This is a genomic window from Flavobacteriales bacterium, from assembly GCA_013001705.1.
Classification (GTDB): domain Bacteria; phylum Bacteroidota; class Bacteroidia; order Flavobacteriales_D; family JABDKJ01; genus JABDLZ01.
The window spans coordinates 1-11,300 of the sequence record JABDLZ010000267.1; the positions used below are offsets into that span (position 1 = coordinate 1).

Annotated in this window: 6 protein-coding genes and 1 tRNA gene; 4 read left to right on the top strand and 3 right to left on the bottom strand. The window is 49.6% G+C overall.

Annotated features, from left to right (window positions below; genetic code table 11):
* Window positions 1-2,128, top strand: a 2,128-nt coding sequence (locus HKN79_10705; protein NNC84036.1) for a translocation/assembly module TamB, incomplete at its 5' end; no start/stop codon positions are given.
* Here HKN79_10705 and HKN79_10710 read toward each other — a convergent pair.
* Together HKN79_10710 and HKN79_10715 are read right to left on the bottom strand one after the other, a co-directional pair.
* Window positions 2,102-3,124 (bottom strand): glycosyltransferase family 2 protein, encoded by a 1,023-nt coding sequence (locus HKN79_10710; protein ID NNC84037.1) that lies wholly within the window; start codon window positions 3,122-3,124, stop codon window positions 2,102-2,104. The genes HKN79_10705 and HKN79_10710 overlap by 27 nt on opposite strands.
* A gap of 40 nt (window positions 3,125-3,164) precedes the next feature.
* A complete protein-coding gene (locus HKN79_10715; protein ID NNC84038.1) occupies window positions 3,165-4,619 on the bottom strand; it encodes a GWxTD domain-containing protein in 1,455 nt (484 codons plus the stop codon).
* Between the two features lie 88 nt (window positions 4,620-4,707).
* Between HKN79_10715 and HKN79_10720 the strand changes: the two genes are divergently transcribed.
* From HKN79_10720 to rpsA, 3 genes are all read left to right on the top strand, one after another.
* Window positions 4,708-4,795, top strand: a tRNA-Ser gene (locus HKN79_10720).
* Between the two features lie 577 nt (window positions 4,796-5,372).
* Window positions 5,373-6,401, top strand: coding sequence for a WYL domain-containing protein (locus HKN79_10725; protein NNC84039.1), 1,029 nt, complete (start codon window positions 5,373-5,375; stop codon window positions 6,399-6,401).
* A 569-nt stretch (window positions 6,402-6,970) separates the two neighbouring features.
* Window positions 6,971-8,947: a 30S ribosomal protein S1 gene (rpsA, locus tag HKN79_10730; GenBank protein NNC84040.1), complete on the top strand. Its 1,977-nt coding sequence runs from the start codon at window positions 6,971-6,973 to the stop codon at window positions 8,945-8,947.
* A 54-nt stretch (window positions 8,948-9,001) separates the two neighbouring features.
* Here rpsA and HKN79_10735 read toward each other — a convergent pair.
* Window positions 9,002-11,300: LPS-assembly protein LptD (locus tag HKN79_10735; GenBank protein ID NNC84041.1), on the bottom strand; the 2,299-nt coding region annotated here is incomplete at its 5' end.

Below are 11,300 nucleotides of genomic sequence, written 5' to 3' on the forward strand. Positions count from 1 at the left end.
CACTTGGACCCTTGTCAATAAGGACGCTTCAGGAAGTGTATCGGCCTTATCCATCATCAATAGCCCCGACAGTATTGTCAACATCATCTATCCCAGCCAGATGATCATGAGCGGTGACTATTGGCTGACCGATGGCTATTCTGTCATCACCTACGATGAAGGAGAACTGGAGATCGATACGGCCAGAGTGTCCAACGGTACGGAGAGCATCGACCTCTCCGGACGTATCGGTAAGGAACAGGAAGATGTGGTCTATTTCGATGTGCAGGACTTTCAGCTCGAGCACCTGAATAAATTCCTTCCTCCCGACATGGTGGACCTGGATGGGCGAACGGAATTGAAAGGACAGGCCGCGGGTATCCTAGGTAAGCCCACGGTCGTAGCTGAGATGCGCATCGGAGATTTCGCGATTGGGGGCGAGCGGGTAGGAAACTTGGACTTGAGTAGTACCTGGGATCGAGGTAAGGATTTCTTGGAATTGGCCGGGGATTTAGAGAATCAAGGTATCAAAGAGATCGTACTGGATGGCCGGTATTTTCCTAAGGCCGAGACAGATAATCTGGACGCCTCACTCTCCTTTGAGGGATTCAGACTCGGCATACTCAATAAACTTCCCACTGGTGGAATCAACCAGATAGGAGGGAGGGCCACCGGAGACCTGTTGGTCAAAGGCTCGCTGCTCCGTCCCGATATCAATGGGGAGCTTGTCTTCAAAGATGCCACCATACGGGTGGATTACCTCAACACCAAGTACTACTTCAATGACAAGGTCATCGTACGTAATGACTATATCGGTACCAACTATATCCCATTCAGGGATGAGTTCGGCAACCAAGGATTTCTGAACGGGACCGTGGCACACGAGAACTATCGGGATTGGAACTACGATATCTACGCTGAATTCGAGAAGATGATGGTACTCAATACCGATGCGGAGATGAACCCGAAGTTCTACGGTCAGGTCTTTGGTACAGGTTCTGTCTCCATCTTCGGCTTCGACCGTAACCTGACCTTGGAGATCTTTGGAAAAACAGAAGAAGGGACTCAGATAGCCCTGCCACTAGGAGATACGGAAGAAGTGGTGCTCGAAGACTATATCTACTTCAAATCCGATGAGACCGAAGATGATTCTACAGTGGTCGAGAGAGCTCCGACCACCATCGAGTTATATATGGAAGCGGAGTGTACCCCAGAAGCGCAGATCCGATTGGTATTCGATGAGAAGATCGGGGATGTCATGCAAGGCAATGGGATAGGAGACCTTACTATGACCTTGGACCGGGCTGGGACTTTTGAGATCTTCGGTAACTACACCATTCTGGAGGGTGACTATCTTTTCACATTGCAGAATGTGGTCAACAAGCGCTTCGAAGTGGAGTCGGGAAGTACGGTATCCTTCTACGGAGACCCCTATGAAGCGGAATTGGATCTCACCACCACATATAGACTTAGAGCCTCTCTGGCAGATCTTCTCGCTTCTGAAGGAATCTCATTCAGCAATCGGGTGCCTGTAGAGACTCAGATGCAATTGGAAGGGGAGCTCTTCAATCCGGATATAGAGTTCCAAATAGAATTCCCGGGCCTGGAAGCCGGATTGGAAGCCATGGCCCAAAGCAAGTTGGATACAGAAGAAGAACTGAACCGGCAGGTTTTTGCGCTCCTGGTGCTCAATAAGTTCCTCAGCAGCGAACCGACCGATGCTTCAGCTGGTATATCAGCAGCGACCACCACGATCAACGAATTCGCCTCTTCCCAACTGAGCAATTGGCTCTCACAGATCAGCGATGATGTAGATGTAGGGGTGAACTATCGGTCAGGAGATAATATCAACTCGGAAGAATTGGCCGTAGCCTTGACCACACAGTTGTTCAACGATCGTCTATTGCTCTCCGGCAATTTCGGTGTTCAGAATGCCCCGAGCAGCAGTGTGGAACGAGCAAGTAGTGTGATCGGTGATTTCCGGCTGGAGTACATACTCACTCCCGATGGACGGTTGCGCTTGAAGGTCTTCAATGAGACCAATGACTATTCCTTCTTGAATACGGATCAGGCTGCGACCAAGCAAGGTGTAGGGCTCATCTTCCAGCGTGAATTCGATGGCCTATTCGATGACACTCGATCGCAGTGAGGCATGTAACTCATTGAAAGCCCGCTTACCCCTTCCGAAATATTCCATGACTACCGAGGTCTCTGCCAATGGTGCATGGGCCGTTCCTAGTTCTTTCCGCTTTTTCAATGTCTTGGGAAGCGAGGCGTAAAAGAAGAAGTGTGCCTTGAGCACGGCAAAGGCATGCCTTCCGCGGAATTGGAAGAGGAAACGTACGATGCTCAGATTGTCCATGAACATGCGGAGGAACAGTCGAGAATAGGTAGACCCGCTTCTGTCATTCTTCAAGAAGATGATCAAGCTGTTCTTGAAATTGAGGAAGGACTTGAAGGGTCTATATCCGCTCAGGGTACCTCCTCCGAGATGGTAGACCTTGCTGGCCGGAATACACATGACCCGTTTGCCCCGTCTACGCGCTCTCCAGCACAGGTCTATCTCCTCCATGTGTGCAAAGAGGTCTTCATCCAGCCCACCCAAGGCATAGAATTCCTGGATGCGGAAGAACAGACAGGCTCCGGTGGCCCAATGCACATCTATGGGAGTGTCATACTGACCTTCATCCTTCTCCAAGGTCTCGAAAAGTCTTCCTCGACAATAGGGGTAATTGAGTCGATCCATGAATCCGCCAGCGGCTCCTGCGTATTCGAAATACTCCGGGCGCTGAAGGTCGAGTATCTTGGGTTGCACAGCGACAAGGTCAGGATCGTCCTCCATGGCCTTGAGGATAGGGGAGAGCCAACCTTCGGTCACTTCCACATCGGAGTTGAGCAAGATGGCAACATCTTCATCTCGATGCTTCAGACCTCGATTATATCCTCCGGCATAGCCGTGATTCTCCTCCAGTTGCACCCATTCTACTTGGGGGTAGCTTTCTTGCACGAAATCCTTGGATCCATCACTCGAAGCATTGTCGATGATGAGTATCGGGTGTCCCTCAGCGTATCGTACCACATTGGGAAGGAACCTCTCCAGAAGTTCCTGTCCATTCCAATTGAGTATAGCAATGACCGCTCTCACGAAGCGGCAAAGGTATCTGCTAGTGCTTCACGAAGAAAGCTCAGCGAGGAGAATCATAGAATTGTTGTATGCGGTCACTTCCGATACCTCCTCCACTGTTCTGGTCGGTGTTCCAGAGGGGATTGGTACGGCTTTGTAGAATGATATTCCAGCGTGGATTCCTCAGTTCTCCGGGTACATCGGAGTGAAGCAAGGTGTATTCGCGCTGAAGCAGCTCCCTATCGTAAAAGACGAAGCGTTTGTCATTGAACTTCCCGGCTTTATAATAGTGCCAGATCTGATAGGGATAGGTCTCGGGGTCATTGGTCTCATTGACCACTGAGTTGGGTGGCCCGTAGATCAGATATACGCGCCCCATGTCCGTTTCATAGCCGCGTCTATTGCTTGTCCCGAACTCTTCATCCACCAATTCCAGGTCCTTCTTATACTCGGCCCAGGCCTGATCGGGATGCAAGGGGTCTCGATTCTCCCAGAATGAATAGAAATAGGACTTGGCCTGGATGAGCGTGAAGGTCGGTGCTTGATGGTCGATCATCATTCTATCCTGTTCTTGAGCGATCGGACGGAGCGCATAGATGTACTCCAGCAGACTGTCCTTATCATTCAAGCTACCCACGAAGGTCAGATTGATCTCTTCATCACTCAGTTGTTTCGAGACATTGGGATTCACCCGATAGAAGGGCAGTTCCTTGTACACCAGCAATTCATTCTCGCGGTCTCGGGCCTCGACCCGTAGGTTGAACCTACCCGAAGGAAGCATGCTGATATCCATCCTACCCATCTCGGCAATGACCGGAGTGGCCTTCTTCCGCTTCAGTATCTCGGTGCCTTCTTGTACCTTCTCGAAATCTGCATCTTCGATATAGTACTTCAATAGGAAGGGCTCATCCTTTTTCAGTTTCTTATCCATGGAATACAGCTCGAAGTAGAGGAGCATCTCATTGAATTCCTGACCGAACATGGTCGTCATCAGTGGAAGCATATCCAGTCCCGATTTGGAGGACATGCTGTTCTCATCTGCCTGGCGGAAGGCTGCTACCAGTTCAATGTCCGAGAATCCGGTGGTCTGCGAATTCAGATCCAGATCGAGACTACGGGTGAAGGAGAGAGGTTCGGATTCCGGTCTATTCACATCCCGCATCTCTACTTCCAGATCATAGACTCCTCTCGGCAGAAGAAAGCGTTGTATGCTCAGGAAGTCCGGTCGGTACCCTTTCACTGCGAGCGGACTCTTGATCGATTCTTTCTTGAAATCCTTTATCGAGCCTGCCTTGCTTACAATGACCTTGAGTTCTACCTCGGCTTGATCGGTAGAGTCATCCACTGCGATGAATTCTACGGAGGGTCCTTTGATATTATAGTAGGTCTCCACCAGATGTCCTTCACCCGGAATACGGAAGACCTTATAATCGAAATAGGCCGTCAATTCCTGAGCAATGGCCGTACTCAGCAAGGAATAGATCAGAAGTGATATGGTCAAATGAAATGCTCGCATGTGCTACATGTAAATTTAAGGAGAAGAGCAATAGGAATTGGACCATTCATACTATTGCGAGATGATTCAATAAATATACTTTTGCACCGGAGAGTTGGCAGAGTGGTCGATTGCGGTGGTCTTGAAAACCATTGTCCTTCACGGGACCGGGGGTTCGAATCCCTCACTCTCCGCCAAGAACAAGAACCCTCATCGGTGACGATGAGGGTTTTTTCATACCCCGAACCGAGCTCGCTCGGGTGAGAGGGAATGAAAAAACCCCAGCGAGCGAAGCTCGCAGAGGGTTGATGATCTTGAAGCCTCCCAACAGGGATGTCCGCAGGACAATCCCCTGACAGACAGGTCCGAGCCCGAACCGAGCTCACTCGGGTGAGAGGGAATGAAAAAACCCCAGCGAGCGCAGCTCGCAGAGGGTTGAAGATCTTGAAGCCTCCCCCAACAGGGATGTCCGCAGGACAATCCCTAAGTGGTTCCATCCCGAACCGAGCTCGCTCTGGTGAGAAGGGATGAAAAAACCCCAGCGAGTGCAGCTCGCAGAGGGTTGTTGGACTTGAAGCCTCTCCACTATTGGGAAGTCCGCAGGACAATCCAATCCCACCGTTCTGGTCAAAATCCGTAGTTCAGGAATGTGATCGTGATGTGGATCTGTATATGCTGAAAAGTGTAAATCAGACCGGATCGAGGAAAAAAGACGGAAGTCCTTGTGCAGGACATCCATTCATATCTCGAAATTCGACAACTCAATTCATTTCCATGCCTGCCAATAAATACGCCCTCATCCGATATCGGGTCATTGATGAATGCTTGACCAACCGATTCAGGCCTTACCCCACCAAGGAGGATTTGAGAAGAGCGTGCGAAGACGCTCTTTACGGGAGTCAGAACGAGCACATCAGTATCAGCACCATCGAGAAGGACATCTATGCCATGCGCTACGATACCGTTCTGGGATATGAGGCTCCCATCGAATTCCATAAAGGAGAGAAAGGATACTTCTATACCGATGAGGAATACACCATCAAGAAGGTGCCCATGGGAGAGGAAGAGATGGAAGCATTGCGCTTTGCATCCATGACGCTCTATCAGTTCCGGGAGATGCCCGTATTCCAGACCTTCGAGCAGCTCATCGGCAAGTTGCGGGAGCATGTCTCACTGGCCGATGATGAATTCGACAAGAGCTACATGGACCACATGCTCTTTGATGATGCTCACAGGAATCAAGGGGACCGACACATTCCGGATATCCTTCGAGCCATTCGAGAACATAGGCGCATCGGGTTTTCCTACAGTTTCCATGATCCGGATAAAGAGGAGAAGGACTATCTGATAGAACCCCTTCTGTTGAAACAATTCCGTACCAGCTGGTACGTCATCGGAACCGATACGGCAGTGGACCGCATCAAGACCTATGGCTTGGATCGTATCGATGGTCTGGCAGTGCTTGAGGAGCATTTCCAGGCACCCGATTTCGATGCCAAGGATTATTTCCAGCATACCTATGGCATCAGCCATCGTACTGCACATCCTCAAGAAGTGCTCATCAAGGTCGACCGATCGATCTCTGGATACCTGCTCTCGTCCCCATGGCATCCGAGTATGGAACGGATCTCAGAATCCCCCACCGGAGACATCCTCCGTATGGAGTTGGTGATCAATGTGGACTTGGAGAATGAACTGATGAATTGGCTGCCGAGTATACAGGTGCTCGAGCCGGTCGACCTGAAAGACCGTATCATAAAGCGCTGTGAAACAGCTATATATAGAAATTCTGAGACAGCGTAAATAGATTACGTACTGCGATTGCTGCTTTGCTCTTGTCTAATCCATAATACAAGAGCACCATGACACTTGCAGAAGCTAAAAGGCACATCGACTCCTTCTCACGCCCTCAGGGATTCAACACCTACTCATGGAGGGTGGTAAAAAAACTCGCACTGCGCGCTTGGGAGAGCCATCTTGAGGGACGAATGTTCGAAAGATCGGTCAATTTCATGTGCAGGGAATTTTATCTCATGATACAAGACCCTGAGGGTCAGTATATTATACCAAAAAGCAAAATTCATTCGCCTTTTGTGTGACTTTTTCGGATTTTTGCGTCTCTAAGACAGAATCAATTGCTCATCCGAGCAAGATTCTAGTTGAATAGTTGGTTGGTTTGGATACGGCTTTCGGGCCGTATCCTTTTTTTATGCCCTTCCACCCGATTTCAAAGCCATAGGATTATCCTATTATATGTCTTACATTTGCACCCCATTTTAAACAAGGGGCTTGAACGGGGTCCCCAATTGTACAACGCTCTCATTCTCACCCGTTCAGCAGAATGAGATACAAATTAGAATTGCCTGATGAATATGGCAGAAGAGAATCAGGATCTCAATCCTGAGCAAGAAGGACAAGATGTCCAACCAGAAAATGCTGAGAATCCTTCAGCAGAGACCACAGAGAACGATCCTATTGTAGAAGCTAAGCGTGAAGCGGCAGAGCCAGAGGCTGAAGTCGAGATCGCTGAACCTTCTGATGTAGAGGTATCTCACCCACAAGCACCTAGAAAAGCAGCTCCACCAGAAGATTTCGACTGGGATGTATTCGAGCATGGACAGAGTGCCTACGATGATTCCGAAGTCGCTAAACTGGACGAGATCTATGGGGATACCCTCAACTCGATCAATGAGCAGTCGGTCATGGAAGGTACCATCGTGGCCATGACCAAGAAAGAAGTAGTGGTGAACATCGGATATAAATCCGAAGGTGTGATCGCACTCAATGAGTTCCGTTATAACCCGGATCTGGCTGTTGGTGACAAGGTCGAAGTATATGTAGAAAGCGCAGAGGATAAGAACGGACAACTTGTTCTATCTCACCGTCTGGCCCGTCTACACAGTGCTTGGGACAGTGTCAACCAGGCCATGGAGAACAACGAGATCATCACCGGTTATGTCAAGTGCCGTACCAAAGGAGGACTGATTGCCGATGTATTCGGTATCGAGGCTTTCCTACCCGGTTCGCAGATCGATGTGAAGCCCATCCGTGACTACGATCAATATGTAGGTAAGAACATGGAATTCAAGGTGGTCAAGATCAACCAGGAGTATAAGAACGTGGTTGTATCGCACAAAGCCTTGATCGAAGCTGAGATCGAAGAGCAGAAGAAACAGATCATCGCAGGTCTGGAGAAAGGTCAAGTACTGGAAGGTACCGTCAAGAACATCACCAGCTACGGAGTATTCGTGGATCTGGGGGGTGTAGATGGACTGGTACACATCACCGATCTCTCATGGGGACGTATCAATCACCCGGAAGAGGTGGTAGAACTCGACCAGAAGATCAATGTGGTCATCTTGGACTTCGATGATGAGAAAAAACGTATCGCTCTGGGTATCAAACAACTTTCAGCACATCCATGGGATGGACTGGATGAGAACCTCAAAGTGGGCGATAAGGTCAAAGGAAAAGTCGTTGTCATTGCTGACTACGGTGCCTTCATCGAGATCCAACCGGGTATCGAAGGGCTTCTACACGTTTCTGAGATGAGCTGGTCACAGCACCTCAGAAGTGCTCAGGATTTCCTCAATGTAGGAGATGAGGTCGAATGCGAGATCCTCACCCTCGACAAAGAGGAGCGTAAGATGTCCTTGGGTATGAAGCAACTCATGGAAGATCCATGGAAGGATATCGAATCCAAGTATCCAGTGGACAGCAAGCATACCGCCAAAGTGAGGAACTTCACCCACTTCGGAGTATTCGTAGAGTTGGAAGAAGGTGTGGACGGACTCGTACACATTTCCGACCTGAGCTGGCAGAAGCGTATCAAGCACCCATCCGAGTTCTGTAATATCGGAGAAGAGATGGATGTGATCGTACTGGAAGTCGATGCTGAGAATCGCAGATTGAGCCTCGGACACAAGCAACTCGAGGAGAATCCATGGGAAGCATTCGAAGGAACCTTCGCAGAAGGTACCGTACATGATGGTACTGTACTCGCTATTGAAGGTAACTCGGCCAAGATCGCTCTACCATATGGTATGATCGGTTCATGTCCGAAGACCCACCTCAAGAAAGAGGACGGAACGAGTGCACGCACAGAAGAGAAGTTGCCATTCATGGTCTTGGAGTTCAACCGTAACGCCAGAAAGATCATGGTTTCTCACCTGAGGACCTTCGAAGAGGATCCACGCTCCAAGCGGGATCGTCAGGACGGAGAGCGCAGGAAAGAAGGCACACGTACTTCTAAAGCGATCAAGGACCTACAGAGTTCTCAAGAGAAATCCACTCTTGGAGATTTGGACGCCCTTGCTGCACTGAAAAAGAAAATGGAATCAGGCGAGTGATCGCTATTTCATGAACTCAATGGAACCTCCGGTCAGAAATGGTCGGAGGTTTTTTTATTGGAATAGGGGCTGACCGCTACCGAGATTACCTCTTCGCTGTAGCTTCAGATCCTGCAGTACCGAGGCTTTGACCCCGATGCGCAGATTGAAACTCTTTCGCTGACCGATGGGAATCACATTGGCCTGGAACTCCCAGCAATGGAGGTCCCAATACAGCGTCAGAGTGGTGGGGGTCCAATCCTGCATAGTGAGATCGTATCCCGAGTTCACACCGATCTTCCAGCGCTGGAATATCTTGATATCCCCATTGAATAGGATACCCTGTTGGGTGATCGTTGTATCGTTCAAGCGATCATCGGTGAAGAGGTAAGAATTCCGCATGTTGAGCGTGTAGCTCAAGTTCAAATTCCATGGGGTGTTGAAATCCACATATTTATCCTTGTTGTTGCGTATCTGCTCGATCTCTTCTTCACTCGCAAATGCCGTGTCATCCAATTCCTCTTTGCGATTCTTACCGCTGCCACCACTCAAGCGTGTGGCAAATGCGATGTTATGATTGGTCGCTCTCAGTAAAGGGCCATTTCCTGACCATCGGAAGGCATTGATACGTGTACCTGTGCGGCTCACTTGATAGGGGTCGAAATTTCCTGAGTACTGGATGGTCGTGTTCTTATAGACCGTAGTCCGTGCGCCTACCCGGATCACACTGAGATTCAGGCTGTCGGCAGCCAGGTTGTATCCGGTACTCACACTCAGGTTCTCGATGAACTTCACCTTCTTGGTCCCGGTGCCAGAGGTGTCGTTCCGGGACCTGATCTTCCCTTCGATATTGTTCTGGAGATTGAAATTCAAGGATGCAGACTCACCCTGGAAGGCCGATTGTCGATAGGCACTTACCACATAGGGGTTATACTCGATGGGTTCTCCAGTGACTTCCAGTTCCTGATTGAAGTCGTAGCCTGGATTGTAGGAGAATCCGAGCGAGGGAGTCATCACATGACGGATGGCCTTGATACCGTTGCCCTTGAAATTGTACATCCCATAGATCTTGGTCGTCATGTTGGCACTCATGCTATAGTCCCGAGTGGTGAAGAATCCACCTACCGTATCTGTCACCACCGAATCTGCGATCAGACCGAGTTCTTCCCGAGCGAAATGCCAGCGCTCTGTGAGTCGGAAGGAGGGCGTCAAGCTGAGGTATCCCGCTTTGATGCTCGTACTGGCTCCGATATTATGACGAACACCATTGACCACTTGCTTGGAGAGTCCTGTGAGATTGTCCAAGCGCATCTCGGGCTCTGTGGTATTCAGTTTGTTATCGAATTGAGAGCTATAGGTCACCCCGATGGTCTCATACCATTTCTTTCCACCTGCAGAAGTACCCCGCAAGAAGGAGAGGGGTAAGAAGAATCGATTCAGGTTGAATCCTGCTTGCGGTAGACTGATACTGATCGTGCGCTGTAAGGTGTTCTGACTGTGTCGGGCACTGAGTGTCAATTGAGAGTCATCCCATCTTCTGCTGAAGTTCACACTAGAGGCAAAGGTGTTGCTGATGAAGTCGTTCTGCGAACTGTTGTAGTTATTCCGGAAACTGTTGCTCGTTCCTGCATTGATATTGGCCGAGAAGGAGATACCGGGCCGTGCTTTGGCATCCTGGGTATGGGTCCATCTGATGAAAAAGCTGGTGGTCTTGGAGAAATTCAGCAGATCACGGTCTCCGTTCAAGCGCTTCATATAGGTCAGGTCGATATTGCCTGAGTTCTTGTAACGGTTACGGTAGCGGGTGATATTCCGTAGTCCCCAACTCCCTCTGGAGTAGATATCTCCGGTCAGTCGGGTATCCGCCCGATCGCCTAAGGGGAGATAATAGCCTCCGTTTATCAAGAAGAAGCCCAAGGTCTGACTCTGACCATATCCGGGTAATATGATACCTGCTTTCTGCTTGGTCGTATTCGGAAAGAATCCGAAAGGCAGTCCGAGTGGTAGAGGGACCTTGCCCACCCGCATATAAACAGGACCTGTGATGATCTTGTCATCGGGAATGACCACCATCTTGTTGAATCGGAAATGGTAGTGTGGTTTCTCATTGCTGCAGGTCGTATACATCCCACCGTAATTGTGAATCGCCCCGTCTTCCTGCTTCTTAGAGACCTCAGAGTGTACATAGCTCTCTCCATCATTGGTGATCAACTTTGTGATCAATCCCTTCTCTGTGGTGAAATTGTAACGTATCGTATCGCTATTGAAGGACTGACCCGCCTGATTGAATACAGGTCTACCCTGTACGACACCGGCCGTATCCGTCATGCCATAGGCTGTCACGGTCATCTCGGAGAAGTCATAGGAGATATAG

Excerpts from the sequence above, each read along its gene's own strand:
- HKN79_10715 (NNC84038.1), bottom strand. The coding sequence starts at position 4,619 with ATGCGAGCATTTCATTTGACCATATCACTTCTGATCTATTCCTTGCTG.
- HKN79_10725 (NNC84039.1), top strand. The coding sequence starts at position 5,373 with ATGCCTGCCAATAAATACGCCCTCATCCGATATCGGGTCATTGATGAA.
- rpsA (NNC84040.1), top strand. The coding sequence starts at position 6,971 with ATGGCAGAAGAGAATCAGGATCTCAATCCTGAGCAAGAAGGACAAGAT.